Below are 22145 nucleotides of genomic sequence, written 5' to 3'. Positions count from 1 at the left end.
CATAAGAGAACGACCATGAAGAATTTCGTAGTTCCAGCAGTACTCGCAGGCCTGATGGCTTCCAGCGTCAGCTTCGCCGCCGAATTGCCGGCCAGCATCAAGGCCAAGGGCGAGATCGTTGTGGCGATCATGCCCAACTACCCGCCGATGGATTTCAAGGACCCGGCAACCAACACCCTCACAGGCCTGGACTATGACCTGGGCAACGCCCTGGCCGAGCGTCTGGGAGTGAAGATCAAATGGCAGGAAACCGGCTTCGAGCAAATGATCAACGCGTTGACCACCGACCGCGTGGACATGGTGCTGTCGGGCATGACCGACACCGCCGAGCGCCAGGCCAGCGTGACCTTCGTCGACTACTTCACCAGCGGTCCGCAGTTCTACACCTTGCAGAAGAACAAGGACTTCAACGAAATCACCGACCTGTGCGGCAAGAAAGTTGGCACCAGCCGTCGCACGACGTTCCCGGCGGAAATTGCTGAATACAGCAAGGCCAACTGCGAAGCCGCCGGCAAACCGGCCATCGTGGTGATCGGCACAGAAGGCTCGGCGGACGCCCGTGCGCAACTGCGCCAGAGCCGGATCGATGCGGCGATGCAGGGTAGCGAGACCTTGTCGTACCTGAAGACTCAGGAAAAGGACATGTACAAGACCGTGGGCCTGCCGATTTCCGTGCAATTCACCGGGTTGGGCGTGAGCAAGAAAAAGCCTGAGCTGAGCGAAGCGGTGAAGGTTGCCTTGCAGAGCATGATTGATGACGGCAGCTACCAGACCATCCTCAAGAAGTGGGACCTGGAGCTGGGTGCGATCAAAACCGTGACGGTTAACGCCGGCAAGTAATGCTTGCCCTGTAGGAGCGAGGCTTGCCCGCGATAGCGTCAGCACATTCAACATCATCGTTGACTGACACACCGCCATCGCGGGCAAGCCATGCTCCTACAGGTTTGCGGGTAGCCCACAGATGTGTGATCGACTCCACCCAATGTGGGAGCGGGCTTGCTCGCGAAAGCGTCGGCACACTCAACATTGATGTGACTGACACACCGCCTTCGCGAGCAAGCCCGCTCCCACAAGGGGATTGTGTTTTACCTGGAAATTAATGGAGTGCCACTGATGTCCTCCTCACCCCAACCCACCTGGCCCGCTCCGCACAAGGCTTGCCTGGCCCTGGCCTTCGACCTCGATGGCCCGACCGGCGATGCCATGCTCAATGGCTCGATCTGGCGCAAGCCCGAGTACTTCGGTTTCGGCGGTTATGGCCCTTACCGCGCCTTGCCGCGCATCCTCGATTTGCTCGACGCCTTCCAGATCCCGACCACCTTCTTCGTCCCGGCCTGGGTCGTGGAGAACTGGCCGAAACAGTGCCAGGCGATTGTCGAGCGCGGGCATGAGGTGGCGTATCACGGCTACAAACACGAATCCTTTTACGCCCTGACGCTGGATCAGCAGAAAGACGTAATGAAGAAATCCCGTGAGGTGTTCTGGCAGCACCTGAATATCCGCGCCGAAGGTTTTCGCACGCCGTCCGGTGACTGGCGCGCCGAAACCCCGGCGATGCTGGTGGAGGCCGGCGTGACCTATTCGAGCAGCATGCGCGGTGATGACCGGCCGTATCTGGTTAACGTCCCCGGTTTCGACACACCGCTGGTGGAAATCCCCGGCCGCTGGGAAATGGACGACTACGCTTCCCTCGCCTACACCCGCGCCCCGGACTTTCCTTCAGGCCTGGACCGCACCGCCAGCTACGAGCTGACCCTCGATAACTGGTGCCGTGAATTCGACGGTGCCATGGATGAAGGGCTGTGCCTGACCACCCTGTTCCACCCCAAGATCACCGGCAAACCGGGGCGCATCCTGTTGCTGGAAAAACTCTTCGAACACATGCGCCAGCGCGATGACGTGTGGTTCGCTACGTGCCGCGATGTCGCCCAGTGGTGGCTGAAGGAGCATCACCATGGCTGAGTCCACTGTCTGGCCCAACGGTCATCGCTGCGCGGTCGTGTTGACCGTCGATTACAACGACATCCACGGCATCCTGACCCAGGCCCCGGAGGTTGCCGGGCGCGACAAGACCTTGTCGGTGTGGCGCTATGGCAGTCAGCGCGGGGTGGATCGATTGCTCGGTCTGTTCGCCGAACTTGGGGTCAGCAGTAGCTGGTGCATTCCCGGGATCGTCGCCGAGGAAAACCCCGAGCATATAAAAGCCATCCAGGCTGGCGGGCATGAAATCGCCTGCGCCGGGTATCGTCATCAGAACTACGACAGCCTGACGCTCGCCGAGCAAAGCGCCGACATCGCCAAAGGTTGCGAGGCCTTGGCGGCGCTGACCGGTCAGCGTCCAACCGGTTTCCGCACCCCGGCCGGCAACGGTGCGCCAGGTTTCATCGAAGCATTAAGGGACCACGGCATCCGTTGGTCCTCATCATGGCGCGGCGATGATTTGCCGTTCGCTCACCCCACGGCGCCCGAAGTGATCGAGTTGCCGTTGCATTACGAACTGGAAGACGAACCCTATTTCGCCTTCAACCTCAGCCCGGCCGTGCCGCCGGCGCAATCGCGGATCGCCTCCTACAGCCACACCCTGGGCAACCTGCAAATGGACTTCGCCGGGTTTCACCGTTTTGGCCTGTGTTACGTGCTGCGCCTGCACCCGGAAATCATCGCCACGCCGGGGCGGATCGGGGTGTTGCGCGAACTGCTTCAGGGGATCCAGCAGCACCAGGACGTGTGGATCGCCACGGCGGGTGAAGTGGCGCAATGGTGGGGGGATTCAGCGGTGCAGGTGACGGAGGATCATCCTTCGGCGGTGTATGAGCGGCATTATCGGGATTACGGGGTATGAGCGACCAAGATCAAGAGATCGCAGCCTTCGGCAGCTCCTACAGTGGGGTGTTGCGGATGGAGCGTTTGGCGCAATTTTGCGTTGATACTCGATTCGAGGACCTGCCTCCCGTGCTTGTGGCACAAGCCAAGCGGCACATCCTCGATACCTTCGGCGCGACCCTGGCCGGGGCTGGCAGTGAAGTGGCAAAACAGGCGCGCCTGGTGTTCTTCGATGAAAAAGGCAACACGCCGGTCTGGGGCACGGATTGGCGGGTTGGCGCGGCGCAGGCGGCGATGCTCAACGGCATCGCCGCCCACGCCCTTGAACTCGACGACACGGGCGGTTGCGACCATTCCGGCGCGGTGGTGTTGCCGGCGGTGATGGCTGCCGTATCGATGTCGGACAGACCGATCAATGGCCGTGAGTTCATCACCGCCGTGGTCATCGGCTATGAAATCGGCCGTCGGGTGCTGGAGGCTTGCGGCAGTTATTCGGCGCATAACGGCGCCGGTTGGCATTCCACCGCGACTTGCGGCGTGTTCGGCGCGGCGGCGGCCAGTGCGCGGATTCTCGGTCTGGACGCGGCGCAAACCCTGTCGGCCCTCGGCATCGCCGGCAGTTTCAGCGGTGGGCTTTGGGCGTTTATCCATGACGGTTCCCAAAGCAAAAAGCTGCACAGCGGTCGAGCTGCCGAAGGAGGTTTGCTCGCCGCACGGTTCGCCCAACGCGGGATCACCGGGCCAACGCAGTTGTTCGAGGATGTGTGGGGCGGCTTCCTCAAGACCCTCGCTGGCGAGACTGCCGTGCCCGAGGCGCTGGATGCTCAGTTGGGTCAGGTGTGGAAACTTGCCCGGTGCTCGATCAAACCCTACGCGGCGTGTCGTGGCACCCATTCGGCGATTGATGCCTTGGGTGTGTTGCTGACCCAATTGCAGGTTGGTGTCGATCAGGTCGAGGACATTCAGGTGTCGTTGTGCGGGTTTCTGCAGGACATGTGCGGCGGGCAGGAAGTCGCCAGTCTGGCGGCGGCGCAGATGAGCCTGCGCTATGCCCTCGCTGCGCGGCTGGTCTTGGGGCATTGCCGATTGGAAGCCTATGACGAGGCACAACGCAGCGATCCGCGCATGGCGCAGTGGATGTCGCGCATTCGGCTTGAAGTGGACCGGCAACTGTCCGAGGATGGCGAGCCCGTCGTCAGCCTGCGGACCGTGGACGGTCGGCAGGCGAGTCTGTGCGTTGAAGTGCCGTTGGGGGCGCCGGGGAATCCGCTGAGTAATGCAGCGCTGGAGGAGAAGTTTTTCAGTCTGGCCGGGCGGGTTTTGGCGCGGGGGCAGGCTGAGGCATTGCTTGGACAACTGTGGCGACTGGAAGAATTGGAATCAATTGATACATCGATCGTTCCCACGCTCCGCGTGGGAATGCAGCCCGGGACGCTCCGCGTCCCAGAAGCGGACGCAGAGCGTCCGATGAGGCATTCCCACGCAGAGCGTGGGAACGATCATCACTAAAATAAGGACATTTGCACCACCGTGGCCACTTACTCGCTCGTTATCCGCCGGTTGATGATTTGCTCGCTGACCATCGTCGTCAGCCGCGCCATCACCAGCCCGTTGCTCACGCTGTTCCTGAGCAACAAACTCGGCCTCAACCAACAGGACGTTGGCCTGCTGCTGGGCATCGCGGTGTTTATCGCCACCCTGCTCGCCCTCTACGGCGGTTACATCATCGACCGACTGGAAAAACGTCGGCTGTTGATCCTGGCCATGCTCTCCAGCGCCATCGGCTTCGTGCTGCTGACCTTCGCCCAGAACCTCTACCTGACCACCGCCACCCTGGTGATCACCGAAACCGCCTCGGCGTTGTTCCTGATCGGCTCAAAAGCCATCCTCAGCGAAAACCTGCCCATGGGCCAACGGGCCAAGGCGTTTTCCCTGCGCTACACCCTGACCAACATCGGCTACGCCACCGGCCCCATGCTTGGCGTGGTGATCACCGGGGTGTATCCGATTGCGCCGTTCCTGATTGCCGGTGGTATCGCATTCTTCAGCATCTTCTTGATGAGCGGGATTCCGAAAGACCCTGCGCGGTTGCCCGCCATCGGCCAGCCGCAAAGCTTTCTCAAGACCCTGACCACGCTGAAGAATGACCGCACCTTGATCATGTTCACCTGCGGTTGCCTGTTCAGCACCGTGGTCCACGGCCGTTTCACTCTATATCTGTCGCAATACCTGCTGGTGACCCACGACGCCAAGCGCGCCCTGGAAACCATGGCCGCCCTGCTCGCCTGCAACGCCATCAGCGTGATCCTGCTGCAATACCAGATCGGCCGCTTCCTCAAGCGTGAACAACTGCGCTACTGGATTGCCGGTGGCACCAGTCTGTTCATCCTCGGTTTGATCGGTTTCAGCGTGGCCGATGGCCTGGTGAGTTGGTGCGTGGCGATGTTCATTTTCACCCTCGGCGAAATGATCATTTACCCGGCGGAGTTCCTGTTCGTCGACACCCTGGCCCCGGAAGAACTGCGCGGCAGTTATTACGGCGCGCAAAACCTCGCGGCATTGGGCGGAGCCTTGAGCCCGGTGATCTGCGGCTTCCTGCTGATGCACACCCCGGCGCCGACCATGTTCTACGCGCTGTGCGGGTTGACCGCGATGGGAGGATCGCTGTGTTTCATGGCCGGTCGCCGGGTGGCATTACTGCAAAAATAATGCACTGAAGCTGCATTAATATGAATTTGTCAGCATCAGGAATGCGCGGCACACTGTGCCTCGTTCCTCCCCCAATAGTTGGAACACTTCAAGGGCTTTCTGGGTATCCCAGCTAAGCCTTTTTTTTGCCTCGGATTTTGCACAACGGAAACATCATGCTCGCACGCTGGTTGCCCGCCGCCATCAACACCCGCCCCTCGGAATGGAGCCGCGCCGCCATCGGCATGTCCTTGGGCACGCTGTTCAGCGTTTGGCTGTGCAGCCAGGTGTTCGGCATCGAAGTGGCGCAACATCTGGTCGGCCCGTTGGGGGCGTCGGCAGTGCTGCTGTTTGCGGTGTCCTCCGGCGCCCTGGCCCAGCCGTGGTCGATTCTTGGCGGCTATTTGAGCGCCGGGGTGGTTTCGCTGCTGGTCGCCCATGTGCTCGGGCGCACCCTTGGCAGCGCTTGTCTGGCGGCGGGCATGGCGCTGATGTTGATGTGCTGGCTGCGTTGCCTGCACCCACCCGCCGGGGCCTTGGCGCTGCTGTTGGTGTTGGCGGACCCAGCGACCATCGCCCTCGACTGGAAAGCCCTCGGCCCGGTGATGCTCAGCGCCTCGGCGATGCTGCTCAGCGCGTTGGCCTATAACAACCTGACGCAGATTCGCTATCCCAAGCGCCCGGCAGAACCTGTGCCGGTCATGCCCTCGGCGGACAGTCAGGCGATTACCGCCGAGGATTTGAAACGGGCGTTGGCGGAGATGGAGGCGTTTTTCGACGTCACCCCGGAAGACCTTGAGCAGCTGATTCATGCCAGTGAATTGCATGCCAAGCGGCGTAGCATCGGCGAAGTGCTCAGCAGCCGAACCTGACACCACACAGAACCCTTGTGGGAGCGGGCTTGTTCGCGAAAGCGGTGGGTCATTCAACATTTCAGTTGACTGACAGGGCCCCTTCGCGAGCAAGCCCGCTCCCACAGGCTTTTCCGCGCCCATAAAAAATGCGATCTTTTGATTTTGCACTAAGGTAAAAACGCAGACAGAACCTGCACGTATGCCGGTTGTACATCACAAATTTGCACTGTTACGATCCAGCATCGCTCGCGCGCGAGTTTCTCTATAAAGAACAATAAAAGCAGGGAGTTATCGATGACTGCTCAGGTTTCATCCCAGGAGGCCAACGCCATGGATGCCACGCAAAATGAAGTGCTGGCCGAAGTCCGCAATCACATCGGTCACCTGACCCTCAATCGCCCCGCCGGTCTCAACGCCCTCACCCTGAACATGGTTCGCCGCTTGCAGAACCAGCTCGATGCCTGGGCCGAAGATTCCCAAGTCAATGCCGTGGTGTTGCGCGGCGCCGGCGAGAAAGCCTTCTGTGCCGGCGGCGATATTCGTTCGCTGTATGACAGCTACAAAAACGGCGACACCCTGCATGAAGATTTCTTCGTCGAGGAATACGCCCTCGACCTCGCTATCCACAATTACTGCAAACCGGTCCTGGCCCTGATGGACGGCTTTGTGCTGGGCGGTGGCATGGGCCTGGTGCAAGGCGCCGACATACGCGTGGTGACCGAGCGCAGCCGTCTGGCGATGCCGGAAGTCGCCATCGGTTATTTCCCGGATGTGGGCGGCAGTCACTTCCTGCCGCGGGTTCCTGGCGAATTGGGCATCTATCTGGGCGTCAGCGGCGTGCAGATCCGCGCCGCCGATGCGCTGTATTGCGGCCTCGCTGATTGGTATCTGGACAGCGAAAAACTCGGCACCCTGGACGAAAAACTGGATCACCTCGAATGGCATGAAACGCCGCTCAAAGACCTGCAAGGCGTGCTGGCCAGACTCGCCGTGCAGCAACTGCCCGACGCGCCATTGATTGCCCTGCGCCCGGCCATCGACCACTTCTTCGCCCTGCCGGACGTGGCGAGTATGGTGGAGCAACTGCGCGAAGTAACCGTCGCCAACAGCCACGAATGGGCGAAAACCACGGCGGACCTGCTGGAAAGCCGTTCGCCGCTGGCCATGGGCGTGACCCTGGAAATGCTGCGGCGCGGGCGCAAGTTGAGCCTGGAACAATGCTTCGCCCTTGAGCTGCACCTGGACCGCCAGTGGTTCGAGCGTGGCGACCTGATCGAAGGCGTGCGCGCCTTGCTGATCGACAAAGACAAGAAACCGCGCTGGAACCCGCCGACCCTGCAGGCGTTGCACGCCGAGCACGTCGAGAGTTTCTTCACGGGTTTTGAGCAGAGCGGGAGCTGAACCATGCACGATATCGAATTGAGCGAAGAGCAAGTGATGATCCGCGACATGGCCCGGGACTTTGCCCGTGGTGAGATCGCGCCCCATGCGCAAGCCTGGGAAAAGGCCGGCTGGATCGACGACGGTCTGGTGGCGAAGATGGGTGAATTGGGCTTGCTGGGCATGGTGGTGCCTGAGGAATGGGGCGGCACTTACGTGGATTACGTCGCCTACGCCTTGGCCGTGGAAGAGATTTCCGCTGGCGACGGCGCTACCGGCGCGCTGATGAGCATCCACAACTCCGTGGGCTGCGGTCCGGTGCTCAACTATGGCACCGATGAGCAGAAACAGACCTGGCTGCCGGACCTGGCCAGCGGCAAAGCCATCGGCTGCTTCTGCCTGACCGAACCCCAGGCCGGTTCCGAAGCGCACAACCTGCGCACCCGCGCCGAACTGCGGGATGGCCAGTGGGTGCTCAACGGCGCCAAGCAATTCGTCAGCAACGGCAAGCGGGCGAAACTGGCGATTGTGTTTGCGGTGACCGATCCGGACCTGGGCAAACGCGGGATCTCGGCGTTCCTGGTGCCGACCGACACCCCGGGGTTCATCGTGGATCGGACCGAACACAAAATGGGCATTCGCGCCTCCGATACCTGCGCGGTGACCCTGAGCAACTGCACCATTCCCGAAGCCAACCTGCTGGGCGATCGCGGTAAAGGCCTGGCCATCGCCCTCTCCAACCTGGAGGGCGGCCGCATCGGCATCGCCGCGCAGGCGTTGGGGATTGCACGAGCAGCGTTCGAAGCGGCGCTGACTTATTCCCGGGAGCGAGTGCAGTTCGGCAAGACGATCAACGAGCACCAAAGCATCGCGAACATGCTGGCGGACATGCACACGCGGCTGAACGCGGCCCGGTTGCTGATCCTGCACGCGGCACGCTTGCGCAGTGCCGGCAAGCCGTGTCTGTCGGAGGCCTCACAGGCCAAGTTGTTTGCGTCCGAGATGGCTGAGAAGGTCTGTTCCTCGGCGATGCAGATTCATGGCGGGTATGGGTATCTGGAGGATTACCCGGTGGAGCGTTATTACCGGGATGCGCGGATTACACAGATTTATGAAGGGTCGAGCGAGATACAGCGGATGGTGATTGCTCGGGAACTGAAGAACTATCTGGTGTGAAGCCTTAAAAGCTTCGCGGGCAAGCCTCGCTCCTACAGATTGTTGACGTTGATCGTTCCCACGCTCTGCGTGGGAATGCCGCCCGGGACGCTCCGCGTCCCTTCGCAAGCGTGACGCAGAGCGTCACAGGATGCATTCCCACGCAGAGCGTGGGAACGATCGGAACGCTACATCACTTGCCTTGGAATTCGGCTTCACGCTTGGCAATAAACGCCGCCATCCCTTCCTTCTGATCCTGGGTCGCAAACGCCGCGTGGAACACTCGGCGCTCAAAGCGCACGCCTTCGGACAGGCTGACTTCAAACGCGCGGTTCACGCTTTCCTTGACCATCATCGCAATCGGCAACGACTTCTTGGCAATCAGCGTCGCGACTTTCAGCGCTTCTTCCAACAACTCATCCGCCGGCACGATCCGCGCGACAATCCCGCAACGTTCCGCTTCCACTGCGTCGATCAAACGCCCGCTGAGGCACATTTCCATGGCTTTGGCCTTGCCCACGGCGCGGGTCAGGCGCTGGGTGCCGCCCATGCCCGGCAGCACGCCGAGGTTGATTTCCGGTTGGCCGAATTTGGCGTTGTCGCCCGCGAGGATAAAGTCGCACATCAGCGCCAGTTCACATCCACCACCTAGGGCGAAACCGTTGACCGCAGCAATGATCGGCTTACGACGGTTGGCCACGCGGTCGCTGTCACTGAACAGGTCGTCGAGGTAAATCTGTGGGTAGGTCAGCTCGGCCATTTCCTTGATGTCGGCCCCGGCGGCGAAGGCTTTTTTCGAGCCGGTCAGCACGATGCAACCGATGTTGGAATCGGCTTCCAAGCCATCGAGGGCGTGGTTCAGTTCGCTGACGATCTGCGCGTTCAACGCATTCAAGGCTTGTGGACGGTTCAGGGTGATGAGGCCAACGCGGCCCTGGGTTTCCAGCAAAATCGTTTCGTACGTCATACCAATTTCCTTGTTAAAGATTGCGCGAAATAACCATGCGCTGAATATCGCTGGTGCCTTCGTAGATCTGGCACACCCGCACGTCGCGGTAGATCCGCTCCAGCGGGAAGTCGTTCAGGTAACCGTAACCGCCCAGGGTTTGCAACGCCGCGGAGCAGACTTTTTCGGCCATTTCCGAGGCGAACAGCTTGGCCATGGAGGCTTCGACCAGGGCCGGTTTGCCACTGTCTCTTAGTGCAGCGGCGTAATGCACCATCTGCCGGGCGACGGCGATTTGGGTCGCCATGTCCGCCAAACGAAACGCGACCGCTTGGTGTTCGATGATCGGTTTGCCGAAGCTTTCGCGCTCCCGGGCGTAGTCCCGGGCCGCTTCAAACGCAGCGCGGGCCATGCCCACCGATTGCGAAGCGATGCCGACCCGCCCGCCTTCAAGGTTGGCCAGGGCGATGCGGTAACCTTCGCCCTCCTCGCCCAAGCGATTGGCCACCGGCACCTTCACGTCTTCGAACAGAATCTGGCAGGTATCGGAAGCGTGCTGACCGAGTTTGTCCTCGACCCGGGCGACTTTGTAGCCCGGCGAGTCGGTGGGCACGATCAATGCCGTGATCCCGCGTTTGCCGGCGCTTGGATCGGTCACCGCAAACACAATCACCACCCCGGCGTTCTGCCCGGAAGTGATGAACTGTTTGCAACCGTTGAGCACGTAGTGATCGCCATTCAGCTTGGCACGGGTTTTCAGGCCGCTGGCGTCGGAACCGGCCTGGGGTTCGGTCAGGGCAAAGGCGCCGAGCATCGAACCGCTGGCCAACGGCTTGAGGAAACGTTCTTTTTGCTCGTCGGTGCCGTACTTGAGGATCGGCACGCACCCCACGGAGTTGTGCACGCTCATGATCGTCGAGCAGGCGCCGTCGCCGGCGGCGATTTCTTCCAGGGCCATGGCGTAGGCCAGGTAACCGGTGTCGCAACCGCCCCACTCTTCCGGCACCAACATGCCGAAAAAGCCCAACTCGGCCATCTCGCCGATGGCTTCTTTGGGGAAACGATGCTCGCGGTCCCATTCGGCGGCTAAGGGTTTCAGCCGTTCCTGGGCGAATTGCCGGGCGGCTTCGCTGATCTGCAGTTGTTCGTCATTGGGAATCATGGTGAATCCTTAATTTGAGCCTTGGTGCGCCTTTCATTGTAGGAGCGAGGCTTGCCCGCGAAGGTAGTGTGTCAGTCAACATCCATATCGACTGGACGGACGCCTTCGCGGGCAAGCCTCGCTCCTACGGAGAACGGGGGCGCATCAATAGAGGCATTCCACAGCCATGGCGGTGGCTTCACCGCCGCCGATGCAAATCGCCGCAACACCGCGTTTCAGGCCTTTCTGGCGCAGGGCCGAGAGCAGGGTCACGAGGATCCGCGCGCCGGACGCACCGATCGGGTGACCCAAGGCGCAAGCGCCGCCGTGGATGTTGACCTTCTCGTGGGGGATTTCCAGTTTGGTCATGGTCACCAGACTGACCACGGCGAAGGCCTCGTTGATTTCAAACAACTCCACTTCATCTAGGGACCAGCCGGTTTTCTTCATCAGTTTCTTGATCGCACCGACCGGCGCCACCGGGAACAGGCCCGGGGTATCGGCAAACGCCGCGTGGCCGTGAATCACCGCCAAGGGTTTGAGCCCGCGCTTCTGCGCCTCGGACTGACGCATCAGCACCAACGCCGCTGCACCGTCAGAGATCGAGCTGGAGTTGGCCGCCGTCACAGTCCCGCCGTCGCGGAACGCGGGTTTCAACGAGGCGATCTTGTCCAGTTTGGCTTTCGGCGGCTGTTCGTCGTGGCTGATCAGCACCTGCTCTTTGCCGACGGTCACGGTCAGCGGCACGATTTCGGCCTTGAAGCTGCCGTCCTGGATCGCCTGCTGTGCGCGGGTGGTCGAGGCGATGGCAAACGCGTCCTGGGCTTCGCGGCTGAAACCGTTGGTTTCGGCGCAGTCTTCAGCGAAGGTGCCCATCAGGCGACCCTTGTCGTAGGCGTCTTCGAGGCCGTCGAGGAACATCGAGTCCAAGACCCGGCCATGGCCCATGCGATAACCACTGCGGGCGCGGTCCAGCAGGTACGGCGAGTTGGACATGCTTTCCATGCCCCCGGCGATCACCACTTCGGCACTGCCGGCGACCAGCATGTCGTGGGCGAGGATGGTGGTTTCCATGCCGGAACCGCACATCTTGTTCACCGTGGTGCAACGGGTCGATTTATCCAGCCCGGCGCCCAGTGCCGCCTGACGTGCAGGCGCCTGGCCGAGACCGGCAGGCAACACGCAACCGAACAGCACTTCATCGACCGCATCGGCAGCGACACCGGCCCGTTCAACCGCAGCCTTGATCGCGGCGGCGCCGAGTTGCGGAGCGGTCAGGCTTTTCAGTTCGCCCTGGAAACCGCCCATCGGGGTACGAACGGCGCTGACAATAACAATCGGATCGTTGGAAAGGGTCATGACAAATTCTCCTTACTTGGCGGCCATACGCAAGGCACCGTCGAGACGGATCACCTCGCCGTTGAGCATGCTGTTTTCAATGATATGCCGGACCAGCGCGGCGTACTCGGCAGGTTTGCCCAGGCGCGGCGGGAATGGCACGCCAGCGGCCAGGGAGGCGCGGACTTCCTCGGTCATGCCGGCCATCATCGGTGTTTCGAAGATGCCTGGGGCGATGGTCATCACGCGGATGCCGAAGCGCGCCAGTTCACGGGCGGCGGGCAAGGTCAGGCTGACGATAGCGCCTTTGGACGCGGCGTAGGCGGCTTGACCGATCTGTCCGTCGTAGGCGGCGGCCGATGCGGTGTTGATGATCACGCCGCGTTCGCCGTCAGCATCCGCTTCGGTTTCAGCGATAGCCGCCGCGGCCAGACGCAGCATATTGAAGCTGCCGATCAGGTTGACGTTGATCACCTGGCTGAAACTGGCCAACGCATGCGGGCCGGTTTTGCCGAGGATCTTCTCGCCCCGCACGATGCCGGCGCAGTTCACCAGACCATGCAGGCCACCGAAGGCCTTCACCGTCGCCGCAACAGCGGCTTCAGCGGCGGCTTCGTTGCTGATGTCGGCCACCACGCTTTGCGCGCCCAGACGCTGAGCCTGCGCCGCGACGGCCTCGGCATTCATGTCCACCAGCATTACCTTGGCGCCAGCGGCCACCAGCATTTCAGCGGTGGCGGCACCCAGGCCGGACGCACCGCCGGTGACGAGAAAAACCTTGTTTTCGATCTGCATCTTATTTTCCTTCGATTCAAGCAGAAGCTTTGTGAGCCTCGGCCTCTTGAGCCTTGGCGATTTCCTGGTTGCGCAAGATAAAGCGCTGCAATTTGCCGCTTGGGGTTTTCGGCAATTCGCTGACAAATTCGATTTCACGGGGGTACGAGTGCGCGGCCAGGCGCTTGCGCACGTGTTGGCGCAGTTCTTCGGCCAGCTCTGGCGTGGCGCGGTATTGCTCGCAGATCACCACAAAGGCTTTGACCAGTTCGGTGCGTTCCGGGTCGGGTTTGCCGACCACGGCGGCTTCGATCACTGCCGGGTGTTCGATCAGCGCGCTTTCCACGTCGAACGGGCCGACGCGGTAGCCGGACGTAGTGATCACGTCGTCGCTGCGACCAACGAAACTGATGCTGCCGTCCGGATTCCACTCCACGGTGTCGCCGCTCAGGTAATAGTTGCCGACGAAAGCCTTGGTCGGCGCGCCTTCGTAGCCGTTGAACCAGCACATCGGCGACTGGGTACGGTCGATGGCCAGGATGCCGGGTTGGCCGACACCGAGTTCCTTGTACTCGTCATCCAGCACCACGATGCGGTGGCCCGGCGAGGCAAAACCGGCGGCACCCATGTGGATCGGGTGTTCCAGGCCATGGTGGTTGCACAGCACCATGCCCAGTTCGGTCTGGCCGTAATGGTCGTGGATCACCACGCCGAGGTTGTCGGCAAACCAACGGATCACCTCCGGGTTCAGCGGCTCCCCGGCGCTGCTGACGATGCGCAGTTGGCCCTTGATCGACTTGGCGAACTCATCGCCGCCGGCAATCAGCAGCCGGTACGCGGTCGGCGAACCGGTCAGGTTGGTGATGCCGTACTTGTTGATCACCCGGCAGGTGCTTTCGAGGGTAAACGGGCCATCGTAGAAGGTGATTGGATGCCCCATGGACATCGGGCCGGTCACGCCGAAATAGATGCCATAGGCCCAGCCCGGATCGGCGACGTTCCAAAACGAATCTTCCGGGCGCAGGTCCACGGCGTCGCGGGTGTAGCTCTGGAACGCGACGATGGCCTTGAGCGGCACCGACAGCGCTTTCGACGGGCCGGTGGTGCCCGAGGTGAACATCAGCAGGAACGGGTCTTCGCCGGTCAGCAGCACCGGTTCGCATGTTTGGGAATAGTTGGGCAGTTCGGCCCAGAAACTGTAGTCGCCCCGCACGATGCCCTGCCCTTTGGGCCCGCCGACGGTGACGATGGTCGGGCAGTCGGCGACTTCCGCAAGTTTCGGTCGATTGACCGCGTCGGTGACCACCACCTTGGCGCCGGAACAGCTCAAGCGGTGTTCGATGGCTTTCGGGCCGAACGCGGTAAACAGCGGCTGATAGACCGCGCCGATGCGCCAGGTGGCGAACACGGTGATCAGCAGTTCGATATTGCGTGGCAGCAGACCGGCGACTTTATCGCCCTTCTGCACGCCCTGGGCCAGGAGGAAATTGGCGAAACGCGCGGCTTTGTCCTGCAACTCGGTGAAGGTGTAAGTGGCGCTGGTGCCGTCGCGCCCCTCCCAGAACAGCGCAATGCGACCCGGCAATGCATGACGGTCGCAGCATTCAATACAGGCGTTAAGCGCCGTCAAATTGCCGTCGAGCGCGGCGTTTACGGTGTGCTGGTAATCGAACTGTGAAGTGGCAGACAAGTAATCGCGCATTGCCAGAATCCCTCTGTATTTTTATTAGGTTGGGGGAACCGTAATTAACACAGGAATACTCGCGCTGCGCGGCAGGTGGGGCAATGGTCAAAGCTATCAAGTTGTTTGACTGGTTTGGCCAAGGTTCAAGAGGTGTGGTGTCTGGGCGGGCGCCTTCGCGGGCAAGCCTCGCTCCTACAGGTGATCGCATTCCCCTTGTAGGAGCGAGGCTTGCCCGCGAAGAGGCCGGTCCGATCAACCCAAGGCCAGGATCAGCTCGCTTCGTTAAGAATCAAACTGCGGTAATGCCCTGGGTTGGTCCCGGACCATTTGCGGAAGGCCTTGTAGAACGAACTCGCATCGGCAAACCCCAAACGTGCGGCAATCTCGGCGAAGCTGATCGCCGGTTCCGCCAGCCAGACGATGGCCAATTCCTTTCGCACGCTGTCTTTCAAACCTTGCCAGGTCTGCCCTTCTTCGGCGAGGCGCCGGCGCAGGGTCGAGGCCGACATGCACAGTTGCTGCGCCAGGGCTTCGGTTTCTGGCCATTGCTCGGCGGGCAGTTGCCGCAGGTCGTGCTTGATGCGGCTGGCGAGGCTTTCCGGGTCGCGGTATTTGACCAGGATATTGGCCGGCGCGTGGGCCAGGAAACGCTTGAGCTCTTCCGGGCTGCGCTTGATCGGCAGGTCCAGGCAATCGGCGGCGAAAATCATCCGCGTGCGCGGCCGGTCGAAGCGCAGGTTTTCGGAAAACATCACCTGATAGTCATCGCAGAAGTCCGGTGCCGGGCAGCGCAGTTCGATGGCCATGATCGGAATCCTTCGCCCCGCCAGCCAACAGGCGACGCCATGGACGATCATCCAATAGGTGAAATAAGTGAAGGCCCGGCGCGGGTTCTGGTCGTCTTCGAGCAAGACAATTTCCGCCAGGCTTTGCTGGCGCACCAGTTGCGCGGGCAGGTGTTCGAGCATCAACGACAGAAAGGCCAGGCCAGAGGTCAGGCCGGCGGCAAGATTGGGCTGGACCATGGCGCAGCGGCAGAGGAACTCCAGGCTGCCGGATTTGAGCTGGCGCGGGTCCATGCCGAAAAATTCATCGTCGCCGCGTCGGGCCAGCAGCCTCCATAAACGTGCGTAGGCAGTGGCCGGAACGCGGGCAGCGGACGAGTTCAACAGCGCCGGATCGATGCCGACCTTGTGCAACACCTCGTCGGTGGCGGCGCCGGGCGCGCAACTTTGCAACAGCGCTTCACGCACCAGTTGAATGGCGATGGTGTCTTTTTCCGACATTGCGCGGGGGCAGCCTTGTTCTTGTTTGGGTGGCGGCATATTAGCCCGCCGCAGATCCCTTGTGGGAGCGGGCTTGCTCGCGAATGCGGAGTGTCAGTCGACATTAATGCTGCTGACACTCCGAATTCGCGAGCAAGCCCGCTCCCACAGGTTGGGCGAGGTGATCTTTTGGGTCGTTCAGCTCAGGTTCAGCTAAAGTCAACCAATGGCATGTGAGAATGAGTGTCATTATGTTACAAATTAGCAACCTAACTAACACTACGGTGCTGAATGCTTGTTCCCTTTTTGATCATGCTGCGCGAAGGCATTGAAGCGGCGTTGATCGTCGGCATTATTGCCAGTTACCTCAAGCAAACCGGTCGTGGCCAGTGGATGCCCGCGGTGTGGATCGGCGTGTTCCTCGCCGCTGCCCTGGCCTTGCTGGTCGGCGGTGGCCTGGAGTTGATGAGCGCCGAATTCCCGCAGAAGCAGCAGGAACTGTTCGAAGGCATCGTCGGTTTGGTCGCCGTCGGCATTCTCAGTTCGATGGTGTTCTGGATGCGCAAAGTGGCGCGTTCGATCAAGCATTCCCTGCACGTTTCCCTCGATCACGCGTTGGCCGGCTCCAAGCACCAGGTCACGGCGCTGATCGCCATGGTGTTTTTCGCCGTGGCCCGGGAAGGTCTGGAAACTGTGTTTTTCCTGCTCGCGGTGTTCCAGCAGAGCGAAGGCCCGGGTGCACCGATTGGCGCTCTGCTTGGTCTGGTCCTGGCGATCATCGTCGGCTTCCTCATCTACACCGGCAGCATGCGCCTGAACCTCGGCGCGTTCTTCCGCTGGACCGGTCTGTTCATCCTGGTGGTGGCCGCCGGCATCCTCTCCAACTCGGTGCAAGCGCTGCATGAAGCCGGGGTGTGGAATCACCTGCAAACCGTGCTTTTCGACTTCAGCGCCACCCTGCCGATGGATGGCCCGCTGGGCTCGGTACTGGCCGGCATGTTCGGTTACCAGGACGCGCCCACCGTCAGCACCCTCGGCGCGTATCTGATTTATCTGGTGGTGGCGTTGGTGATGTTCTTTCTCCCAGCCCCGGCGCCCGCCAAGCAATCTTCTTCCGTTTCCAGCCAGTAAGGGCTTTCATGTCAACGCCAACTCCTCCCGTGGCTTCCCCTCCCCGCGCGTTGCGCTGGGCGGTGGCCGGTTCGGTGATCGTGATGATCGCCGCCGGTGGCCTGTTCTACTACGCCTCGAAAATGGCCGCCGAAAAGCGCCAGACCAACCACGACGAAGTGGTGGTGAACATTCACCCTAAAAGTTGCGAGCCGAATGCACTGACGGTCCCGGCCGGGCATTCGAGTTTTCGCATCGTCAACCGCTCCGACCGGGCCGTGGAATGGGAAATCCTCGACGGCGTGCTGGTGGTCGAAGAACGGGAAAACATCGCCCCGGGCCTGAGCCAGGTGATCAACGCCAACCTGGCCCCCGGTGACTACGCGATCACTTGCGGTTTGCTGAGCAACCCACGGGGCACCTTGCACGTGACCCCGACCGCCGCCTCCGATGCCGCCGCCAAGGCCCGGCCATCGATGGTTGCGTTCATCGGTCCGCTTTCGGAGTTCCGCGTGTACCTGAGCAGCCAGAGCAGCGCGCTGATCAAAGCCACGACCGCGCTCAAAGACGCCATCGAGGCCGGCGATCTGGCCCAGGCCCAAGCCCTTTACGTACCGGCCCGCGCCGCCTATCAACGGATCGCCCCCGCCGCCCAGCGTCTGGCCGAGCTGGACAATCCCGTCAACGCCCGCGCCGATTACTTCGAAAAACGCGAACAGGATCCGGCCTTCACCGGTTTCCATCGCCTCGAATACGCGCTGTTCCAGCAACGCAAACTCGACGCCCTGACGCCAGTGGCCATGCAGTTGATCATCGACATCACCACGCTCAAGCAGCAATTGCTCGCCCAGTCCCTGCCACCCGAGCAATTGGTCAGCATCGTGGTGCGCAACCTCAACAGCATCGCCGACGTGCGCGCCAGCAGCGGTGAAGAAGAACGCTACAGCCACACCGACCTGAACGGTTTTGCCGCCAACCTCGACGCAGCACGCAAAGTGGTCGACCTGTTGCGGCCATTGCTGAGCAAGTCTGCCGCCGAGCTGCTGCCGAAGATCGACAGCGCCATCAACGATTTCGACGCCGAACTCAACGGCTTCAAGGTCAAGGACGGCTACGCCAGCTACGACACGGTCAGTGCCGAACAGCGCAAACAGATCGCCGACAAGGCCAAAGCCCTGGCCACCGTACTCGACGAAATCGATCCAGCCCTTGGCCTTTCCGGCCTGTAAGCAGAAGACGACATTTAGATGAAAGACTTAGAACAGTTTTCCGCCCAGCGTCGCCGCGTCTTGATGGGCATGGGCGCCGCCGGTGTCGCGTTGGCTGGCAGCGCCCTGAGCTGCCCGGCGATGGCCGCGTCCAGCCAGGTCACCGAAGCACCGAGCAGTGAAAAGACCGAAGACCGCCATGACTTTCATGGCGTGCACCAGACCGGCATCGTCACCCCGCGCCCGGCGTCGGGCATGTTGGTCTCGTTCGATGTGCTGGCCAGCGACCGTGATGATCTGGAGCGTTTGTTCCGCACCCTCAACGAGCGCATCGCGTTCCTGATGAAGGGCGGCCCGGTGACTCAGGTCGATCCGAAATTGCCGCCCGTGGATTCGGGGATTCTCGGCCCGGTGGTGACGCCGGACAACCTGACCATCACCGTGTCGGTCGGCGAATCGCTGTTCGATGAGCGTTTCGGCCTGGCCGGTGCCAAGCCCAAGCGCCTGATTCGCATGGTCGGTTTCCCCAACGATGCCCTGGAGGCGGATTGCTGCCACGGCGACTTGAGTTTGCAGTTCTGTTCCAACACCGCCGACACCAACATCCACGCCCTGCGCGATATCGTGAAAAACCTGCCAGACCTGCTGCTGGTGCGCTGGAAACAGGAAGGCAGTGTGCCGCCGCAAGCGCCCGCCAAACCCGGTGTGCCGGCGCAAAGTGCGCGCAACTTCCTTGGTTTTCGCGATGGTTCGGCCAACCCCGATTCCAACGATGCCAAGACCATGGACAGCATCGTCTGGGTGCAGCCCGGCAGCGACGAACCGGCCTGGGCCGCGAATGGCAGCTATCAAGCGGTGCGGATCATCCGCAACTTCGTTGAGCGCTGGGACCGCACACCGTTGCAGGAGCAGGAAAGCATTATCGGCCGGGTCAAAACCACCGGCGCGCCCATGGGGGGCGCCCAGGAAACCCAAGTCCCGGACTACGCCAAGGACCCGGAAGGCAAGCTGACCAAGCTCGATGCGCACATCCGCCTGGCCAACCCGCGCACCGCCGCGACCCAAGCCAACCTGATCCTGCGCCGGCCGTTCAACTATTCCAACGGCGTGAACAAGAACGGCCAACTGGAAATGGGCCTGTTGTTCATCTGCTACCAGGCCGACCTGGAAAAAGGCTTCATCACCGTCCAGACCCGACTCAACGGCGAACCGTTGGAGGAATACCTCAAGCCAGTGGGCGGCGGGTACTTCTTCACCTTGCCGGGTGTCACGGGCGACAAGGATTTCATCGGTCGCTCGCTGCTCAACGCTACACAACCCACAAAAACTGCATAACCCCCAACACGGAACCGTCCCATGAAAAAGTCGCCACTCGCTTTAATGCTGACCCTTGGCTTGCTCAACACCCCGTTTTCGGCTTTCGCGGCGACGGCGCCGCTGGATCTGGTGGGACCGGTCTCGGACTACAAGATCTACGTCACCGAACAACTGGACCAACTGGGCGAACACACTCAGAAGTTCACCGACGCCGTGAAAAAAGGCGACCTGGCCACCGCCCAGAAGCTCTACGCCCCGACCCGCGTCTACTACGAGTCGATCGAGCCGATTGCCGAGCTGTTCAGTGACCTGGATGCGTCCATCGACTCCCGGGTCGACGACCACGAAAAAGGCGTGAAAGCCGAAGACTTCACCGGTTTTCATCGTATCGAATACACCCTGTTCTCGGAAAAGAGCACCAAAGGCCTGGACGACCTGGCTGATGGCCTGAACAAGGACGTCAAGGACCTGCAGGCCCGTGTCGCCGGCCTGACCTTCCCGCCTGAGAAAGTGGTGGGCGGCGCCGCTGCCCTGCTGGAAGAAGTCGCGGCCACCAAGATCTCCGGTGAAGAAGACCGCTACAGCCATACCGACCTCTATGACTTCCAGGGCAACATCGACGGCGCGAAGAAAATCGTCGACCTGTTCCACCCGCAGATCGAGAAGCAGGACAAAGCCTTTATCGCCAAGGTCGACAAGAACTTTGCGACCGTGGACAAGATCCTGGCCAAGTACAAAACCAAAGATGGCGGTTTCGAGACTTACGACAAAGTGAAAGAAGCTGACCGTAAGGCGCTGGTTGGGCCGGTGAATACCTTGGCGGAAGATTTGTCGACGTTGCGTGGGAAGTTGGGTCTGAACTAAGACTTTCAGCGTCTGGTTGGGCCCCTTCGCGAGCAAGCCCGCTCCCACATGAGTTTTGTGTCGATCACAAACTCAATGTGGGAGCGGGCTTGCTCGCGAAGGCTTTCTTACAATCAACACAGCAACCAGCCTGTGTTACTCCTCACAACATCCGATAGAGCAACCGCTCAATCCGCACCCGACTCACCCGCTTGAGAAACTTGGCCACCGCCCCCGGGTATTCCGGCAGGGTTTCCAGGTCCATGTAACGCTCGACGCGCCGGGTATTCTCGTAAATCTCTGCCAGTTCCTTATTACGCGGTGCCTGCAACTCGCTTTTCGGGTCGTCGATCAGCAACGCGTTTTCCAGATCGAGCCGGAATGCCCGTGGGTTGAGGTTGTTACCGGTCAGCAAGGTGTAGCGCTGATCGATCCACATGCCCTTGAGGTGATAGGTGTTGTCGCCGTCACGCCACAGGTGCAGGTTCAACTGGCCGTTGTCGATGTCGCGCTGATGGCGCTTGGCGAAGCGGCGCAGGCTGATTTCGTAGAGGTACGGCAGCGCCGCGATGACTTTAAACGGCTCGCTCGGCGGGATGTAGAAGTCGTTGGCGGTCTTGTCGCCGACGATGATGTCGATCTTCACCCCACGGGCCAGGGCGCGGTTGATCTCGCGGGTCACTTGCAGCGGCAGGTTGAAGTACGGCGTGCAGATGGTCAGTTGATGCTGGGCGCTGGCGATCAACTCGCAGATCACCCGGCTCAAGGGGTTGTTCTTGCCGACGCCGAGCAACGGGGCTACCGACAGACCGCCCTTGGCCGTGCTGCCGACCGTGGTGTCGTAGGTCGCGTGCTTGAGGCGGCTGCGCAGGTCGCCGATGTCGTTGCGCAGGCTGCGGGTGGTGGGCAGGTTCGGCAGGTCGAGGCGATGCACCGCTTTGGAGGCGATCAGGCCGTGCTGGATCAGGTGCTGCATGGAGTCCGCCAGCGCGGCGTTTTGCAGCAGGTGATAGCGGTCGTAGCGGTACTTGTCGAATTTGTGCAGGTAGACGTTGTTCAGGCTGGCGCCGCTGTAGATCACGCAATCGTCGATCACGAAGCCCTTCAAATGCAGCACGCCGAACAACTCGCGGGTCTGCACCGGCACGCCGTACACCGGCACAACGCTGGCGTGGGTGCGGGTCATTTCCTGATACCAGGCCGAATTGCCCGGCTGCTTGCCGGCACCGATCAAGCCACGCTGGGCGCGCAACCAGTCGACGACGACCACCACGTCCAGCTCCGGACGCGCCAGTTTGGCGGCGTGCAAGGCATCGAGGATTTCCTGGCCGGCTTCGTCCTGTTGCAGGTACAGCGCGACGATATAGATACGCTGGGTCGCCTGGGCGATTTTCTCCAGCAGGCAACGCCGATATTCGGCGGCGCCGGAAAGAATGGTGACGGCATCGGCGGTCAGCGGAAAACTGCGCAGTTTGGGCAGCAGAGAGCGTTTGAAAAGCGACGGCATAAGGCTCGCAAAAAGGTCGAATCCGAAGAACCCGAGAGCTTACACCATGGATCGCCTTGGGTCTTGTGAGTGTCTGTGAAGGCCTCTTCGCGGGCAAGCCTCGCTCCTACAG

The 22145-nt window shown here is 61.3% G+C and carries 19 protein-coding genes; 12 read left to right on the top strand and 7 right to left on the bottom strand.

Annotated elements, in window-relative coordinates; translation table 11 throughout:
- The first annotated feature begins 15 nt into the window (after window positions 1–15).
- From BK665_RS19100 to BK665_RS19060, 8 genes are all read left to right on the top strand, one after another.
- The gene (locus BK665_RS19100) at window positions 16–840 is read left to right on the top strand and encodes an ABC transporter substrate-binding protein (RefSeq protein ID WP_123408150.1); all 825 of its coding nucleotides are present in this window, start codon (window positions 16–18) and stop codon (window positions 838–840) included.
- A 273-nt stretch (window positions 841–1113) separates the two neighbouring features.
- Window positions 1114–1962 (top strand): polysaccharide deacetylase family protein, encoded by an 849-nt coding sequence (locus BK665_RS19095; protein WP_123408148.1) that lies wholly within the window; start codon window positions 1114–1116, stop codon window positions 1960–1962.
- The gene (locus BK665_RS19090; protein ID WP_123408146.1) at window positions 1955–2842 is read left to right on the top strand and encodes a polysaccharide deacetylase family protein; all 888 of its coding nucleotides are present in this window, start codon (window positions 1955–1957) and stop codon (window positions 2840–2842) included. The genes BK665_RS19095 and BK665_RS19090 overlap by 8 nt, the downstream gene beginning before the upstream one ends.
- Window positions 2839–4332, top strand: coding sequence for an MmgE/PrpD family protein (locus BK665_RS19085; protein WP_259699628.1), 1494 nt, complete (start codon window positions 2839–2841; stop codon window positions 4330–4332). Before BK665_RS19090 ends, BK665_RS19085 begins: the two co-directional genes overlap by 4 nt.
- 21 nt (window positions 4333–4353) lie before the next feature.
- Complete coding sequence (locus BK665_RS19080) at window positions 4354–5532, top strand: MFS transporter (protein ID WP_123408144.1); 1179 nt, start codon at window positions 4354–4356, stop codon at window positions 5530–5532.
- A gap of 155 nt (window positions 5533–5687) precedes the next feature.
- The gene (locus BK665_RS19075; RefSeq protein WP_123408142.1) at window positions 5688–6383 is read left to right on the top strand and encodes an HPP family protein; all 696 of its coding nucleotides are present in this window, start codon (window positions 5688–5690) and stop codon (window positions 6381–6383) included.
- A gap of 276 nt (window positions 6384–6659) precedes the next feature.
- Window positions 6660–7766: an enoyl-CoA hydratase/isomerase family protein gene (locus tag BK665_RS19065; protein ID WP_123408139.1), complete on the top strand. Its 1107-nt coding sequence runs from the start codon at window positions 6660–6662 to the stop codon at window positions 7764–7766.
- 3 nt (window positions 7767–7769) lie between these two features.
- Window positions 7770–8921, top strand: a complete 1152-nt coding sequence (locus tag BK665_RS19060; RefSeq protein WP_123408137.1) for an acyl-CoA dehydrogenase family protein — start codon at window positions 7770–7772, stop codon at window positions 8919–8921.
- Window positions 8922–9093: 172 nt separating this feature from the next.
- Here BK665_RS19060 and BK665_RS19055 read toward each other — a convergent pair whose 3' ends face one another.
- The 6 genes from BK665_RS19055 to BK665_RS19030 form a co-directional block, all read right to left on the bottom strand.
- Window positions 9094–9867, bottom strand: coding sequence for an enoyl-CoA hydratase (locus tag BK665_RS19055; protein ID WP_123408135.1), 774 nt, complete (start codon window positions 9865–9867; stop codon window positions 9094–9096).
- A 13-nt stretch (window positions 9868–9880) separates the two neighbouring features.
- On the bottom strand, window positions 9881–11008 hold the full coding sequence (locus tag BK665_RS19050) for an acyl-CoA dehydrogenase (protein WP_123408133.1): 1128 nt from the start codon (window positions 11006–11008) through the stop codon (window positions 9881–9883).
- Window positions 11009–11152: 144 nt separating this feature from the next.
- Complete coding sequence (locus tag BK665_RS19045; protein WP_123408132.1) at window positions 11153–12346, bottom strand: acetyl-CoA C-acyltransferase; 1194 nt, start codon at window positions 12344–12346, stop codon at window positions 11153–11155.
- 12 nt (window positions 12347–12358) lie between these two features.
- Entirely contained in the window at window positions 12359–13120 is a 762-nt protein-coding gene (locus BK665_RS19040) for an SDR family NAD(P)-dependent oxidoreductase (RefSeq protein ID WP_123408130.1), read from the bottom strand.
- A gap of 16 nt (window positions 13121–13136) precedes the next feature.
- Window positions 13137–14801 (bottom strand): AMP-binding protein, encoded by a 1665-nt coding sequence (locus tag BK665_RS19035; protein WP_123408128.1) that lies wholly within the window; start codon window positions 14799–14801, stop codon window positions 13137–13139.
- A gap of 251 nt (window positions 14802–15052) precedes the next feature.
- Window positions 15053–16069: an AraC family transcriptional regulator gene (locus tag BK665_RS19030; protein ID WP_123408126.1), complete on the bottom strand. Its 1017-nt coding sequence runs from the start codon at window positions 16067–16069 to the stop codon at window positions 15053–15055.
- Window positions 16070–16339: 270 nt separating this feature from the next.
- On the opposite strand from BK665_RS19030, the gene efeU reads away from it, so the two are divergent.
- Genes efeU through efeO (BK665_RS19005) form a run of 4 tightly spaced genes read left to right on the top strand, consistent with a single transcriptional unit; the run spans window position 16340 to window position 20547 of the window.
- Window positions 16340–17179: an iron uptake transporter permease EfeU gene (gene efeU, locus BK665_RS19020; RefSeq protein WP_123408121.1), complete on the top strand. Its 840-nt coding sequence runs from the start codon at window positions 16340–16342 to the stop codon at window positions 17177–17179.
- Between the two features lie 8 nt (window positions 17180–17187).
- Entirely contained in the window at window positions 17188–18387 is a 1200-nt protein-coding gene (gene efeO / locus BK665_RS19015) for an iron uptake system protein EfeO (RefSeq protein WP_123408118.1), read from the top strand.
- Window positions 18388–18405: 18 nt separating this feature from the next.
- Window positions 18406–19701, top strand: a complete 1296-nt coding sequence (efeB, locus tag BK665_RS19010) for an iron uptake transporter deferrochelatase/peroxidase subunit (RefSeq protein WP_123408116.1) — start codon at window positions 18406–18408, stop codon at window positions 19699–19701.
- 21 nt (window positions 19702–19722) lie between these two features.
- The gene (gene efeO / locus BK665_RS19005; protein ID WP_123408114.1) at window positions 19723–20547 is read left to right on the top strand and encodes an iron uptake system protein EfeO; all 825 of its coding nucleotides are present in this window, start codon (window positions 19723–19725) and stop codon (window positions 20545–20547) included.
- A 142-nt stretch (window positions 20548–20689) separates the two neighbouring features.
- On the opposite strand, the gene pssA is transcribed toward efeO (BK665_RS19005), so the two are convergent.
- Entirely contained in the window at window positions 20690–22033 is a 1344-nt protein-coding gene (gene pssA, locus BK665_RS19000) for a CDP-diacylglycerol--serine O-phosphatidyltransferase (protein WP_123408112.1), read from the bottom strand.
- Window positions 22034–22145 lie beyond the last annotated feature (112 nt).

The sequence above is a fragment of the Pseudomonas frederiksbergensis genome (genome assembly GCF_003732665.1).
In the GTDB taxonomy this organism is placed as follows: Bacteria; Pseudomonadota; Gammaproteobacteria; order Pseudomonadales; family Pseudomonadaceae; genus Aquipseudomonas; species Aquipseudomonas frederiksbergensis_G.
Note: the sequence above shows the minus strand (reverse complement) of the source record. Positions and strands in the feature narration are given on the sequence as shown.